Annotated in this window: 10 protein-coding genes; 5 read left to right on the top strand and 5 right to left on the bottom strand. The window is 70.2% G+C overall.

The window, feature by feature from the left end; all coding sequences use genetic code 11:
* The first annotated feature begins 27 nt into the window (after window positions 1-27).
* Window positions 28-930, top strand: coding sequence for an alpha/beta hydrolase (locus ACO073_RS25935; protein ID WP_422001594.1), 903 nt, complete (start codon window positions 28-30; stop codon window positions 928-930).
* A gap of 55 nt (window positions 931-985) precedes the next feature.
* Here ACO073_RS25935 and ACO073_RS25930 read toward each other — a convergent pair whose 3' ends face one another.
* Window positions 986-1,405 carry a RidA family protein gene (locus tag ACO073_RS25930; protein WP_422001593.1) on the bottom strand — a complete coding sequence of 140 codons (420 nt, stop codon included), beginning with the start codon at window positions 1,403-1,405 and terminating at the stop codon, window positions 986-988.
* Window positions 1,406-1,517: 112 nt separating this feature from the next.
* Between ACO073_RS25930 and ACO073_RS25925 the strand changes: the two genes are divergently transcribed.
* Together ACO073_RS25925 and ACO073_RS25920 are read left to right on the top strand one after the other, a co-directional pair.
* Window positions 1,518-3,317 carry an adenylate/guanylate cyclase domain-containing protein gene (locus ACO073_RS25925; RefSeq protein WP_422001591.1) on the top strand — a complete coding sequence of 600 codons (1,800 nt, stop codon included), beginning with the start codon at window positions 1,518-1,520 and terminating at the stop codon, window positions 3,315-3,317.
* A gap of 165 nt (window positions 3,318-3,482) precedes the next feature.
* Window positions 3,483-6,944: an autotransporter domain-containing protein gene (locus tag ACO073_RS25920; protein WP_422001589.1), complete on the top strand. Its 3,462-nt coding sequence runs from the start codon at window positions 3,483-3,485 to the stop codon at window positions 6,942-6,944.
* 54 nt (window positions 6,945-6,998) lie between these two features.
* Here the strand turns inward: ACO073_RS25920 and ACO073_RS25915 are convergent, their stop codons facing one another.
* The 4 genes from ACO073_RS25915 to ACO073_RS25900 form a co-directional block, all read right to left on the bottom strand.
* Window positions 6,999-7,946 carry an alpha/beta hydrolase gene (locus tag ACO073_RS25915; protein ID WP_422001588.1) on the bottom strand — a complete coding sequence of 316 codons (948 nt, stop codon included), beginning with the start codon at window positions 7,944-7,946 and terminating at the stop codon, window positions 6,999-7,001.
* Window positions 7,947-8,026: 80 nt separating this feature from the next.
* A complete protein-coding gene (locus ACO073_RS25910) occupies window positions 8,027-8,836 on the bottom strand; it encodes an alpha/beta fold hydrolase (protein WP_422001586.1) in 810 nt (269 codons plus the stop codon).
* A 3-nt stretch (window positions 8,837-8,839) separates the two neighbouring features.
* The gene (locus ACO073_RS25905) at window positions 8,840-9,817 is read right to left on the bottom strand and encodes a Bug family tripartite tricarboxylate transporter substrate binding protein (protein WP_422001584.1); all 978 of its coding nucleotides are present in this window, start codon (window positions 9,815-9,817) and stop codon (window positions 8,840-8,842) included.
* 65 nt (window positions 9,818-9,882) lie between these two features.
* Window positions 9,883-10,539 (bottom strand): glutathione S-transferase family protein, encoded by a 657-nt coding sequence (locus ACO073_RS25900; RefSeq protein ID WP_422001583.1) that lies wholly within the window; start codon window positions 10,537-10,539, stop codon window positions 9,883-9,885.
* A 36-nt stretch (window positions 10,540-10,575) separates the two neighbouring features.
* Between ACO073_RS25900 and ACO073_RS25895 the strand changes: the two genes are divergently transcribed.
* Together ACO073_RS25895 and scpA are read left to right on the top strand one after the other, a co-directional pair.
* Window positions 10,576-11,787: a polyhydroxyalkanoate depolymerase gene (locus ACO073_RS25895; RefSeq protein WP_422001581.1), complete on the top strand. Its 1,212-nt coding sequence runs from the start codon at window positions 10,576-10,578 to the stop codon at window positions 11,785-11,787.
* A gap of 97 nt (window positions 11,788-11,884) precedes the next feature.
* Window positions 11,885-14,041 carry a methylmalonyl-CoA mutase gene (scpA, locus tag ACO073_RS25890; protein WP_422001579.1) on the top strand — a complete coding sequence of 719 codons (2,157 nt, stop codon included), beginning with the start codon at window positions 11,885-11,887 and terminating at the stop codon, window positions 14,039-14,041.
* Window positions 14,042-14,057: the final 16 nt, after the last annotated feature.

Here is a 14,057-nt window from a genome sequence, read left to right as displayed (position 1 = left end):
ACTCGACAGCAAACGGAGGAAGGCGCCATGGCGACTGCAGTCCTCGAGCCCCGCACTACGTCGTTCGACGTCGAGGACGTCGAGTATCTGCGGCACGGCGACAAGCCGTTGCTGGCCCGCCTGTTCCGGCCGCGCGGCGCGGGCCCGTTCCCGGCCATGGTCGAATGCCATGGCGGCGCCTGGTGCATGAGCGACCGCACCACCGAGCGGCCGCGCCACGAGTACATGGCCTCTCACGGCGTCGTGTCGGTCGCGCTCGATTTCCGCTCCGGCGACGAGGCGCCCTATCCGGCCTCGGTCCAGGACATCAATTATGCGGTGCGCTGGACCAAGGCGCATGCCGCCGAACTCAAGACCCGGCCCGACCTGGTCGGCCTGTCGGGCCAATCGAGCGGCGGGCACCTCGCCATGCTGGCCGCCATGCGCCCGCACGATCCGCGCTACGCCGCGATCCCCCTGCCGGCCGGCACGGCGCCACAGGACGCCGGCGTGCGCTGCGTGGTCATGTCCTGGCCCGTGATCAATCCGCTCAGCCGCTACCGACATGCCAAGCGCGCGGCGCAGCAGTCGCCGCCGCCGGCCTGGCCCAAGTCCATCATCGCGCGCCACGATGCCTACTGGCGGTCGGAGGACAACATGTCGGAGGGCAGCCCGACGCTCGCGCTGGAACGCGGCGAGAAGGTCGTGACGCCGCCCGCCATCTGGTTTCAGGCGCAGGGCGACATCATGCACGACTACCGGGACACGGAGTCGACGTTCGACGGCAACGAGCCGCAGCGCTTCTGCGCCGCCTATGCCCGGGCCGGCGGCTCGATCGCGCTGGAGTATATCGACATGGAACGCAAGGCCGGCGCGTCGCCCGACCTGTCGCAATGCGGGCCGATGTTCGAGCGCATGGTCGCGTTCATCGGACGGCACGTGACCGCCTGAGACGGTCGCGGAGCCGCGGCGAAACCGGTCGTGCCGGCGCGCCGCGGCCGGCGGCTCACGGCAGGATCGCGTCGCCCTCGATCTCGACCTTGGCGTTCGGGTCGATCAGCGCCGAGACCTGCACCAGCGTCATCGCCGGGAAATGCTTGCCCAGGGTCGCGCCCCAGGCTGCCCCGATCGCGGGGCCGGCGGCATTGAATTCCGCGATGTCGGTCACGTAGGCGCGCAGGGCGACGAGGTGTCCCGGCTCGCCGCCGGCCGCCTTCAGCACCGCGACGAGGTTGCCGAGCGCCACGCGCCACTGCGTGCCGGCGTCGGTGCCCGGCGGGATGTGGGACTGCTGCGGCTCGCGGCCGATCTGCCCGGCGATTCGCACGCTCTTGGTGCCTGTCGCAACCACGGCATGGGAGAAGCCGCGCGGGCGCGGCCAGCCTTCGGGCAGGATCGGCGTGTAGGCGATGTCGGACGAGCTCATTCCGTGCGTCTCCTCTGCGATGCGTCGAGTCCAGTCTAGCCGGTGCGCTGCCGCTCACCACCCTGTGATACCGGCCGGGCATCCGTCCCGGCGGTGTTAGAGTACCAAGGCCATGCCGCGCGCCACCTGGACCTGGACCTTCGATCTGCCGCCCGGCGAGTTGTGGCCGGTGCTGGCCGACACCAACCGTTTCAACGAGGCGATGGGCCTGCCGCCTTACGTGCTGGAGGAGACACCGCAGGCCAACGGCACCGTGCTGCGCCGAGGCCGGGGGAAGGCCGCGGGGTTCGCCCTCGAATGGGAGGAGAAGCCCTACGAATGGACCGAAGGCCGCCATTTCGCGCAATCGCGGGAATTCACACGGGGGCCGTTCCGGCGATTCGGGCCGGTGTTCGACCTCGAACCCATCGATCTCGGCAGAGGCAAGGTCGGCAGCCGGGTGAGCTACGCTCTGGAATACGAGCCGCTGACCCTGACCGGCCGCCTGTTCGGCGCGCGGCTGGCGAAGCAGGCGGGCGGCATCGTCGAGAAGCGCATCCTCGAGGCCGTGGCCTTCGCCAAGGGCGATCGCCCCACCTGGTTCGACCTCAAGCCTCCCGAGCTTCCCGCCGGTGCGCGCGAACGGGCCGCGGCGCTGGCGGCCGAGGTCGACCGCAGTCCCTACGGCAACGGGCTGGGGCAGCGGCTGGCCGACCTCGTCCTGACCGGCATGGCCACCGACCTCGGGCACATCAAGCCCCGGAAGCTGGCGCGCGAGCTCGGCGTGGCGCCGCGCGCCGCGATCGAGGCCTGCCTGGCGGCCACGCGCGCGGGCCTGCTGGCCATGAAGTGGGACCTGCTGTGCACCAACTGCCGCGGCGCCAAGCTCACGGTCTCGGCGCTGTCGGAACTGCCGCGCGGCGCGCACTGCCCCTCGTGCAACATCGACTACGATCGCGACTTCGAGAAGAACGTCGAGCTGAGCTTCGCGCCCGCGCCGGCGGTGAGGCCGCTGGCGGTCGGCGGCTTCTGCCTGTCCGGCCCAATGGCGACGCCGCACGTCCGCGTCCAGGTCCTGCTGCAGCCCGGCGAGACGAAGTCGGCGAGCGTGACGCTGCCGGCCGGTGCCTATCGGCTGAGGACTCTGCATCCGGGCGGCTTCGTCGACATCGACCACGATCCGCAGCAAGCCGGCGGTGGCTTTCCTGGGCTACGCGTCTCGGCGACAGGCGTCGAGGCGATGCCCGCCGGGCCGCCGGGCACGGTCGCGTTCGCCAACGAGGCAGGCTTCGAGGTGGCGGCGCTGATCGAGGACAGGACGTGGACGCGCGACGCGCTGACGGCGCCGGAGGCGGTGTCGCTGCAGGCCTTTCGCGACCTCTTCGCCGAAGCGACCCTGCGGCCGGGCGACGAGGCGGGCGTCAGCCACGTGGCGCTGCTCTTCTCCGACCTGCGCGGCTCGACCGCGCTCTACGAGCGCATTGGCGACGCCGCCGCCTTCAACATGGTGCGTGAGCATTTCGCGCTGCTGGCCGCGATCGTGCGCGACCATGACGGCGCCGTGGTCAAGACGATCGGCGATGCCGTCATGGCGGCATTCGGCGATCCGGCCGACGCCGTCCGGGCGGCGTTCGAGATGCAGCGGCGCATCGCCGACCACGAGCTGGTGCTGAAGCTCGGCGTCCATGCCGGCCCCAGCGTCATGGTCACGCTGAACGACCGGCTCGACTATTTCGGCTCGACCGTGAACATGGCGGCCCGCCTCCAGGGCCAGGCGGAGGGCGGCGACATCGTGCTGAGCCGCGCCGTCGCCGAAGATCCCGCGGTGCAGCCCCTGCTGGCAGGACTTTCGTCGCGCAAGGAGAGCGTGCTTCTGAAGGGCTTCACCGATCCGATCGGCTTCGTGCGCCTGTTGCCCGCCGCGGCCGTTTAGCGAAGCCCCCGATCGACGGGGCCATCTCTCAATCATCCGCATCAACGCTGCAAACGATCTTCGTTGAACGTCCCCTGACCTCTCGGCAGGATGACCTGCGGGGGAGTTTCCTTGTTGGGGCGTACTTCAGTCTCCAGGTCCGAGCTTCGTCGGCTGGCCGCTATCGTGCTTGCGACAACGTCGCTTTCTGGCGTCTGGCGATCGGCGGAGGCTGCGGACTTCATCGTCAGCAACAACGGCGACAGCGGCGCCGGTTCGCTGCGCCAGGCCATCATCAATTCCAATGCCGCCGGCGGTGCCAATACCATCGTCATCAACAGCGGCGTCGGCACCATCACGCTGACCAGCGGCGACCTGCCGAGCATCGCCAACAACGCCACCATCGTCGGCAACAACAACACGCTCTCCGGTGGCGGCGCCTTCCGCGGGCTGTTTGTGGGCGCGTTCTCCGGCACGACCCAGACGGCCGTGACGGTGTCGATCTCGGACCTGGCCATCTCCAACACACAGGCGAGGGGCGGCAACGGCGCGACCGGCGGCGGTGGCGGCGCCGGCCTGGGCGGCGCGCTTTTCGTGGCCGCGCAGGCCAACGTCACAGTGAGCAATGTCACCCTGAGCGGGAACGCAGCCGTCGGCGGCAATGGCAACGCCGGCGGTGCGTCCGGCGGCGGTGGCGGCATGGGCGGCAACGGCACCGGTGGCGGAGGTGGCGGCGGCGGCCTGGGCTCCGGCGCCAACGGCGGCGGCATCGTGCCGGTCGGGCAGCCCGGGATCGCCACGGGCGGCAGCGCGGCGGGTAACGGTCCGTCGACCAGCGGCGGCGCGACCGGTGGCGGCGGCGGCGGCGGCAGTCCCGGTCCGCCGGGCCAGGGTTCCGGGGCGGGCGGCGGCGTCGGCGGCGGCAACGGTGTCGCCGGCGCGGGGACCGGCGGTACCGGTGGCTTCGGCGGCGGCGGCGGGGGTGGCATCAGCGGCGCCGGCGGTGTCGGCGGCTTCGGCGGTGGTGGCGGCGGTGGCGTCGTTGGTGGCGCGGGTGGCTTCGGCGGCGGCGGCGGCGCTTCGAATGCCGCGGCCGGTGCCGGTGGCTTCGGCGGCGGCAACGGCTCGGCCAATCCGTTTGTCGGCAGTGGCGGCGGCCTCGGCGCAGGGGGCGCGATCTTCGTGCAGCAGGGCGGCACGCTGACGCTCGCCGGTCCACTCAATGTCAGCGGCGGGACCGTCACGGGCGGCACTGGCGCGGGCGCGGCCGGGTCGGGCTCGGCCCTGGGTTCGGGAATCTTCCTGCAAGGCGACGGCACGCTCACCTTCGCGCCAGCCGCGGGGCAGAGCCAGACGGTCGCCGACGTCATCGCCGACCAGACCGGCTCGGGCGGCACCGGCGTCAACGCCGGCAGCTGGGCCCTCGTCAAGAACGGTGCGGGCACGCTGGCGCTGTCGGCGGCCAACACCTATTCGGGCGGCACGGCCGTCACCGGCGGGCTGGTCAACTTCGCGGCGGCCGGCAATTTCGGCAGCGGCACGATCACGCTGAACGGCGGCGGCCTCCAATGGGCGACCGGCAACACGACCGACATCTCCTCGCGCCTGGCGGCGCTGGGCTCGGGCGGTGCGACCTTCGATACCAACGGCAACAACGTGAGCTTCGCCACCGGGCTCGGCGGCGGCGGCGGGCTGACCAAGGCCGGGGCCGGCACGCTTACCCTGACAGCCGCCAACAGCTACAGCGGTGGCACGACCGTGAGCGGCGGCACCCTGCAGCTCGCCAACGCCAATGCCCTGCCGACGGGCGGCGCGCTCTCGATGTCGGGCGGCACGCTGGCGCTGGGCGGCAGCAACGTCTCGGTCGGCGCGCTGTCGGGCAGCGGTGGCACGATCAGCCTGGGTGCTGCCTCGCTCACGACCGACAGCGCCACCAGCACGACCTTCGGCGGGTCGATCACCGGCACGGGCGGACTGACCAAGCTGGGCACGGGGACGCTGTCGCTCACCGGCGCAAGCACCTACAGCGGCGCGACGACGGTGAGCGCGGGCACCCTGGCCGTGAACGGCAGCATCGCCAGCAGCGTGACGGTGGGGGCCGGCGGCACGCTGGGCGGCACCGGCACGATCGGCGGCAACGTCGCCTCGACCGGAGCGATCGCGCCGGGCAACTCGATCGGCACGCTGACGGTGACCGGCAACTTCAGCCAGACGGGTGGCACCTACGTCGTGGAGGCCAACGCGCAGGGCCAGAGCGACCGCGTGAACGTGGGCGGCTCGGCCACCATCGGCGGTACCGCGGTGCAGGTCGTGGCCGCGAGCGGCAGCTACGCCGCCAACACCACCTACACCATCCTCAATGCCGCCGGCGGCGTCAACGGACGCTACACCGGCGTCAGCAGCAACTTCGCCTTCCTGACGCCGTCGCTGGCGTACGATCCCAACAACGTGTTCCTGACCCTGGCGCTGCAGGGCAACGCCTTCTCGGTGGCGGCGCTGACCCCCAACCAGCGCGCCGTGGGTGCGGCGCTCGACCAGAGCTATGCCGGCGCCACGGGCGACTTCGCCACCGTGACGAGCGCACTGTCGGTGTTGAGCACGCAGCAGGGCCCAGGGGCGTTGAACCAGATCAGCGGCCAGCCCTATGCCGATTTCGGCACGTTCAACGTGGCGAGCAATGCCCTGTTCATGAATGCGGTAGGCCAGCAGATGGCGGTGACCCGCGGCGGTGCGGTATCCGGTGGGCAGCGACAGGCGCTGGCCGAGGCGTGCGACCTTGCCGCCGCCTGCGATGGCGTCAGCCCGTTTGGGGCTTGGGCCAGCGCCCTCGGCGGCGTCGGCTCGGTGCAGGGCGACGGCAACGCCAGCACCTTCACCTACACGGCCGCCGGCGCGGCCGCCGGCGTCGACTATCGCGTCGCGCCGAACGTCCTGGTCGGTCTCGCCACCGGATTCATCAGCGGCACGCAATGGGTCGACGGCTTCAGCGGCAAGGGCTGGTCGAACGGGGTCAGCGTTGCGGGGTACGGGTCGTTCGCGTTGGGGCCGTTTTACGTCGATGCATTGGCGGGCTACGCCTACGCCAACAATCAGCTGCAGCGGCAGATCGCGATTCCCGGTCTGCAGCCACGCACCGCGAGCGGCAGTACCGGGGCCAACCAGTTCCTCGGCCAGGCCGAGGCGGGCTATCGGCTCGACGCCTACGCACCGGCGCAGGCGTCGGTGACGCCGTTCGCGCGCTTCCAGGCCTCGAGTGTCAACCAGGCTGCCTTCAACGAGTGGGGCGCCAATTCCCTCAGCCTCGCCGTCGCGCAGCAGACGACGACCTCACTGCGCTCGACTCTCGGCGCCGACCTTGCCGGCGCGATCGGGATCGGCGACACGCGCACGCTCGAGCTGGGATTGCGCTTGGGCTGGCTGCACGAGTATGCCAACACGGCGCGGCCCGTCGCGGCGGCCTTCGCCGGCGCACCGTCGGCGGCGTTCACCGTCTACGGCGCGACGCCACAGCGTGATTTCGCGGTGATCGGTTTCCGGGCCGGTGCGGCCGTTGCCGCGGCCACCCGGCTCTACCTGCGCTACGACGGCGAGATCGGTTCGGGCGCCGACAACCACGCGATCAACCTCGGCCTGCGACTCTCCTGGTGACGTCGGCGGTGGGTAGCGTGTTCTCGATCAGGGGAACGCCGGACCGAGGAGGCTCTAGGTGCCGAAGTGCGCCCCCAGCACGGCGGCGGCCTCGTCGTTGGCCTTGAGACCCTGCTGGAGGAAGCGCGTCAGCGAGAAGAAGCCGTGGATCGTGCCGGGATAGTTGACGTAGGTCGTCTTGATGCCGGCCTCGATCAGCCGGTCGGCATAAGCGCGGCCCTCGTCGCGCAGCGGATCGTAGCCGGCGGTCAGGACGAAGGCCGGGGGCAGGCCCTTGAAGTCCCTGGCGAGCAACGGCGACAGGCGCAGGTCGGCGAGATCGGTGCCGGCCGGAACATAGGCCTTCCAGAACCAGTCCATCAGCTCCCTGGTCAGGAAATAGCCCTCGGCGAAGTCGATGCGCGAGCGGCTCTGCCGGCTCGAATCGGTCGCCGGATAGATCAGCATCTGGAAGGCGGGGCCGGCCTCGCCGGCGTCGCGCAGGGCCTGGCAGACGACGGCGGCGATGGCGCCGCCCGCCGAGTCGCCGCCGACGGCAAGCCGCGCCGGATCGACGCCGAACGCGGCGGCGTGGTCGCGGATGTGACGGAAGGCGGCGACGCCGTCGTCGATCGGGGCCGGGAACGGATGCTCGGGCGACAGGCGGTAGTCGATCGAGATCACCTGGCAGCGGCTCTTGTTGGCGAGCCGCCGGCAGGTCGAATCATGCGTCTCGATGGTGCCGATCACGAAGCCGCCGCCGTGATAGTAGATCAGCGTCGGCGCGGCGCCGACGGCCGCGCCCACCGGCCGGTAGCGGCGGAACCGGATCGCGCCGCCCGGGCCGGCGAAGGTGCCGTCGGCGACCTCGCCGACCGGCATCGGGTCGGCTTCGCTGTCCTCCGACATCCGGTCGACGGCCTGGCGGCCCACGGCATGGGGCAGCGTGTGCAGCTTCGGCCGGCCGTCCTGGACGGCCTTCTCCATCAGGTCGAGCAGCATGCGGGCTTCGGCGTCGAGCATCGGTCACTCCGGATCGAAAAGATGATGGTAGGCGAACGGCGCTTGCGCGCCACCGCCGTGCGGGCAGCGGCCGGCCGCCGTCACGTCGCGAGGAGGAAGCCGCGTGCGTGGTCCGCCACCTCGGCCGCGCGTTCCCAGCTCATGCAGAAGCGGCCGCCGGGCACGATCTCGACCCGGGCCTGGGGGCACTTCGCCTGCAGCAGGGGGCGGTGCTTTCCGTAGATGAAGTTCTCGCCGTAGAGCATCAGCACGGGGCAGCGCAGTGCGGCCATCCCGGCCAGCGTGTCGAACTTCGACAGCGCGCCCATCGCCTGCCAGCGGTCGCGGCCGATCTCGAGCTGCGCGGTGTTGATGCGGTCCATCCACGACTGGGTGGGCTGCATCGGCGCGTGCTCGGGGTCGTTCTCGAGCAGGAACCGGATCGAGCGTGGCGCCGGGAAGCCGCTTTCGTCGCTCGGCCGCACCCTGGCGATGTCGGCGATATCGTTCCTCGCCGTGTCGGCGTCGGTGAAGAAGGGCGTGTTGACCAGCACGACCTTGTCGACGCGCTGCGGCCAGCGCGAGCCCAGCGCGATCGAGGTCGCCGCGCCCACCGCCTCGCCGAGTGCGAAGGCGCGTTCGATGCCGAGCGCGTCCATCACCTCGACGACGCAGCGCGCGTAGTCCTCGATGGAAGGCTGCCAGTCGATATGGTCGGAATGGCCGTGGCTGGGATAGTCGATGGCGACGGCGCGGAAGTGCGGCGCCAGCGCCTCCAGGAGCTCGACCATCACGGCCGAGCTCTGCTGGTTGATGTGGGTCACCATGACCGTGGGACCCTGTCCCGCGGCACGCCAGTGGATGTGCCCGGCGAAGGTCTTCGCCAGGCCTCGGTCGATCGACAGGGGCACGCGTTACTCGAGCTTGACGTTGGCGGACTTGATGACGGCGGCCCACTTGGCGACTTCCTCCTTGAGGAAGGCCTGCAGCTCGGCCGAGGTGCCGCCGGCCACGACGCCGCCCACCTTGAGATAGGCGTCGGCGAGCTCCTTGGTCTTCAGCGCCTTGCTGGCGGCCTCGAAGACCTTGGCGCGCGCCTCGGCGCTGGCACCGGCCGGCGAGATGAGCGCGTACCAGTTGTCGGAGTTGACCTTGGGAAAGCCCATCTCGCGCATCGTCGGCACGTCGGGCAGCAGCGGCGCGCGGGTGTCGGAGGTGACGCCCAGCACCTTCACCGTGCCCGCCCGCACGTGCGGCAGCAGCACCGAGATGTCGAGCAGCACCGTGTCGACGGTGCCGGCCAGCAGGTCGTTGGTCGCGGGCGCGGCGCCGCGATAGGGCACGTGCAGCAGGTCGGTCCCGGTCTCGCGCTTGAACAGCTCGATGGCGAGGTGGGTGATGCCGCCGGTGCCCGCCGAGCCGCAGGTGACCTTGCCCGGGTTGGCCTTGGCGTGGGCGATGAAGCTCTTGAGGTCGCTAATGCCGAGCTTGGCGTTGATGGCGAGCACTTCCTGGACGCGCACGACCAGGATCTGCGGCGCGAGGTCCTTGGCCGGGTCGTACGGCATCTTCGGCATGAGGCTCTGCATGATGGCGCCGGCCGAGGCGCTCATCAGGCCCATGACGTGGCCATCGCTGCCGGCCTTGGCGACGAAGTCGACGCCGGTGACGCCGGCCGCGCCGCTCTTGTTCTCGACCAGCACGGGCTGCCCCAGCAGCGGCGACATGCGCTCGGCGAGGTTGCGGCCGAAGATGTCGGCCGGTCCGCCGGCCGGGAATGGCACGATGAGGGTGCAGGGTTTGCTGGGGAAGCCGACCTGGGCGCCGGCGCGGGTTCCGACAAAAGGCAGCGCGGCCAACCCGGCGGCGGCCGCGCGACGTGTGATACTCAAGATTTTTCCTCCCATTGCTTGCGCGAAGTCTGCGCGGGCGACGGGAGGTTTACAAGCGCCGCGGTCTAGAACTCGACGTCGAGCTCCTCGACCTCTTCCGGCTCGGCCTTGGCCGCCGCCGTCCATTCCGCCATCGCCGGGAAGGACATCATGAGGTCGCGATAGGCGGCGCAGGCAGGATCGAGTTTCACATCGTATGTGGCGAAGCGCGAGCAGACCGGCGCGTACATGGCGTCGGCCATGGTCGGCGTCTTGCCGAACAGGTAGGGGCCGCCATAGCGCTGCAGGCACTCGCGCCAGATCGCGGTCACCCGGTCGATGTCGGCCTGGGCGCCGGCCCATACCTTGAAGCCGGGATGATGGACCTTGAGGTTCATCGGCAGGGCCGAGCGCAGGTTGGCGAAGCCCGAATGCATCTCGCCGCAGATTGCCCGGCAGTGGGCGCGCGCCGCCGGATCCTGGGGCAGCAGGCCAGCCTCGGGGCGGGTTTCGTGGAGATACTCGGCGATCGCCAGCGTATCCCAGACCTTCACCGGCCCATGCTCGAGGCACGGCACCAGGAAGGACGGCGACAGCAGCAGGAGCTCGGCCCGCGTCGCCGGATCGTCCAGGGGAGCCATCTTCTCCTCGAAGGGAAGTCCCGCCATGCGGCACAATAGAAAGCCGCGCAGCGACCAGGAGGAATAGTTCTTGCTACTGACGGTGAGAGAAGCCTCGGCCATGCCGTCGAAGCAAGCAAGTTCCGAGCCGTTTTGCCCATGCTCTATGCGCTTTACCAGACGTCCGCCGACCTGATGCTGCCATTCCGGGTCTGGGCGACGGCTGCCGGGCAGGTCTTCAACGGCGGCGGAGCGGACAGGCTGGAGACGTGGCAGGCGGCCAGCGCGCTCTGCGAAATGGTGAGCCGGGCGACGCTGAGCCATCGCCGTCCGTCCTTCGGCATCTCGGAAGTCGAGGTCGGCAACCAGCGCGTGCCGGTGCGCGAGGAGGAGGTCTTCTCGACCCCCTTCGGCACCCTGCTGCGCTTCGCGAAGGAAGGCGCTCCGCCCCAGCCGCGGGTCCTGCTGGTGGCGCCGCTGTCCGGCCATTTCGCGACCCTGCTGCGCGAGACTGTCCGGGTCCTTCTACCCGAGCACGACGTTCACATCACCGACTGGGCCAACGCCCGCGATGTCGGGGTGTGGCACGGCAAGTTCGGCTTCGACGAGTATATCGAGCACCTCGTTCAGTTCCTCGAGGCCATGGGGCCGGGGGCGCACGTGATCGCCGTCTGCCAGCCCTGCGTCCAGGCGCTGGCCGCGGCCGCCCTGATGGCCGAGGACGACCATCCCTGCCAGCCGCGGTCGATCACGCTGATGGCCGGACCGATCGACACGCGCATCAACCCGACCAAGGTCAATGAGCTCGCCACCGGACGGCCGATCTCGTGGTTCGAGAACAACCTGATCGCGCGCGTGCCGCTGCGCTATCCGGGCGCGACCCGCCGCGTCTATCCCGGCTTCCTGCAGCTTACCGCCTTCATGAGCATGAACGCCGAGCGGCACATCAAGGCGCAGGTCGACCTCTACAAGGCGATGGCCAAGGGCGAGCACGCCGAGGCCAGCACCATCAAGGCCTTCTACGACGAATACTTCGCCGTGCTGGACATGACGGCGGAATTCTACCTGGAAACCGTGCAGCGCGTGTTCCAGGACCATCTCCTGGCCAAGGGCGAGCTGGTCTGGCGGGACCGCAAGGTCAATCCCCGGGCGCTCCGCCGCACCGCCCTGTTCACCGTCGAGGGCGAGCGCGACGACATCTGCGCCATCGGCCAGACGGTGGCGGCGCACGACCTCTGCACCGGCCTGCGGCCCTATCGCAAGAAGCACTACATGCAGGCCGGCGTCGGCCACTACGGCGTGTTCAGCGGGCGCCGCTGGGCCGGCCAGATCTACCCCCTGGTGCGCAACACGATCCTGGCCAACGAGTAGGGCCTGTTGCTCTTCTCATATTCCTCTCCCCCGAGCGGGGGAGAGGAGCCTGGGGAGGGATGGCAAAACCGCCTGATTGCGATACATACTTCGCATCATGGCTGACTTTCCGAAGAAGACCCTCGCCGACTGGGAAAAGGCCGCCGCCAAGGAGCTGCGCGACCGGCCCCTGTCGTCCCTCGACTGGATGACGCCGGAAGGCATCGCGGTGAAGCCGGTCTACACCGCGGCCGACCTCGAGAACCTCGAATCGGTCGGCTCGCTGCCCGGCTTCCCGCCGTTCACCCGCGGGCCCAAGGCCACGATGTACACCGGCCGGCCGTGGACGGTGCGCCAGTACGCCGGCTTCTCGACCGCGGAGGAGAGCAACAAGTTCTATCGCGCCAACCTCGCGGCCGGCCAGATGGGCCTGTCGGTGGCGTTCGATCTCGCGACCCATCGCGGCTACGACTCGGACCATCCGCGCGTCGTCGGCGACGTCGGCAAGGCCGGCGTGGCGATCGATTCCGTCGAGGACATGAAGGTCCTGTTCGACGGCATCCCGCTCGACAAGATGAGCGTCAGCATGACCATGAACGGCGCGGTGCTGCCGGTGCTGGCGGGCTACATCGTGGCGGCCGAGGAGCAGGGCGTCCCGCAGGACAAGCTGGCGGGCACGATCCAGAACGACATCCTCAAGGAGTTCATGGTCCGGAACACCTACATCTACCCGCCCGGACCCTCGATGCGCATCGTGGCCGACATCATCGAGCACACCGCGCAGCACATGCCCAAGTTCAACTCGATCTCGATCTCCGGCTATCACATGCAGGAGGCGGGGGCGACGCTGGTCCAGGAGCTGGCCTTCACGCTGGCCGACGGCCTCGAATATGTGCGCGCCGCCCGGGCCAAGGGGCTCGACATCGACGCCTTCGCGCCGCGCCTGTCCTTCTTCTTCTGCATCGGCATGAACTTCTTCATGGAGGCGGCGAAGCTGCGCGCCGCGCGCTTCCTGTGGGCCGAGCTGGTCCAGCCGTTCGAGCCCAAGAAGGCCGATTCGCTGTCGCTGCGCACGCACTGCCAGACCTCGGGCGTGTCGCTGACCGAGAAGGACCCCTACAACAACATCATCCGCACCGCCTACGAGGCGATGGCGGCGGTATTGGGCGGCACGCAGTCGCTGCACACCAACTCGTTCGACGAGGCGATCGCGCTGCCGACCGTCACCTCGGCCCGCATCGCGCGCAACACGCAGCTCATCCTGCAGCACGAGACCGGCGTCACCAAGGTCGTCGATCCCCTGGCCGGCAGCTACTACGTCGAGGCGCTGACCTCGAGCCTGATCGCCGAGGCGCGCAAGCTGATCGCCGAGGTCGAGGCGCTGGGCGGCATGACCAAGGCGGTCGAGGCCGGCATGCCCAAGCTGCGCATCGAGGAGGCGGCCGCCCGCAAGCAGGCGCGCATCGACCGCGGCGAGGAGGTGGTGGTCGGCGTCAACCGGTTCCAGCTCAAGGACGAGCCCGCCATCGAGATCCTCGAGGTCGACAACGACGTCGTGCGTGAAGGGCAGGTGGCGCGCCTGCAGAAGATCCGCGCCGCCCGCGACGAGGCCCGGTGCACGGCCGCGCTCAAGGCGCTGGGGGAAGCGGCGCGCAACGGCACCGGCAACCTGCTGGCGCTGTCGATCGACGCGACCCGCGCGCGCGCCACGGTGGGCGAGATCTCGTCGGCGCTGGAAGGCGTCTACGGCCGCTACCAGGCGACCATCCGCTCGATCTCCGGCGTCTATGCCGGCGAGTGGGAGGGCGACGAGGGCCTCGAGCGCATCCGCACCGACATCGGCGCCTTCGCCGAGGAGGAAGGCCGCCGGCCGCGCCTCATGGTCGTGAAGATGGGCCAGGACGGCCACGACCGCGGCGCCAAGGTGATCGCCACGGCCTTCGCCGACCTAGGGTTCGACGTCGATATCGGCCCGCTGTTCCAGACGCCGGCCGAGGCGGCGCGGGCGGCGATCGAGAACGACGTGCACGTGATCGGCGTGTCGAGCCAGGCGGCCGGCCACAAGACGCTGGTGCCGCAGCTCATCGAGGAGCTCGCCAGGCAGGGCGGCTCGGAGGTGCTGGTGGTGGTGGGCGGCGTCATCCCGGCCCAGGACTACGAGTTCCTGAAGAAGGCCGGCGTGGCCGCCATCTACGGGCCGGGCACCAACATCCCGGCGGCGGCGGCCGAGATCCTGGCCATCCTGCGCAGCCGCGGCCAGAAGCGCGCGGCTTGAACCAGGCTGAAGCCGA

Source organism: Reyranella sp., assembly GCF_965229815.1.
Classification (GTDB): domain Bacteria; phylum Pseudomonadota; class Alphaproteobacteria; order Reyranellales; family Reyranellaceae; genus Reyranella.
Note: the sequence above shows the minus strand (reverse complement) of the source record. Positions and strands in the feature narration are given on the sequence as shown.

Coding starts and splice junctions, on each gene's coding strand:
- ACO073_RS25915 (WP_422001588.1), bottom strand. CDS start 7,946: ATGCTCGACGCCGAAGCCCGCATGCTGCTCGACCTGATGGAGAAGGCC.
- ACO073_RS25930 (WP_422001593.1), bottom strand. CDS start 1,405: ATGAGCTCGTCCGACATCGCCTACACGCCGATCCTGCCCGAAGGCTGG.
- ACO073_RS25935 (WP_422001594.1), top strand. CDS start 28: ATGGCGACTGCAGTCCTCGAGCCCCGCACTACGTCGTTCGACGTCGAG.
- ACO073_RS25900 (WP_422001583.1), bottom strand. CDS start 10,539: ATGGCCGAGGCTTCTCTCACCGTCAGTAGCAAGAACTATTCCTCCTGG.
- scpA (WP_422001579.1), top strand. CDS start 11,885: ATGGCTGACTTTCCGAAGAAGACCCTCGCCGACTGGGAAAAGGCCGCC.
- ACO073_RS25925 (WP_422001591.1), top strand. CDS start 1,518: ATGCCGCGCGCCACCTGGACCTGGACCTTCGATCTGCCGCCCGGCGAG.
- ACO073_RS25895 (WP_422001581.1), top strand. CDS start 10,576: ATGCTCTATGCGCTTTACCAGACGTCCGCCGACCTGATGCTGCCATTC.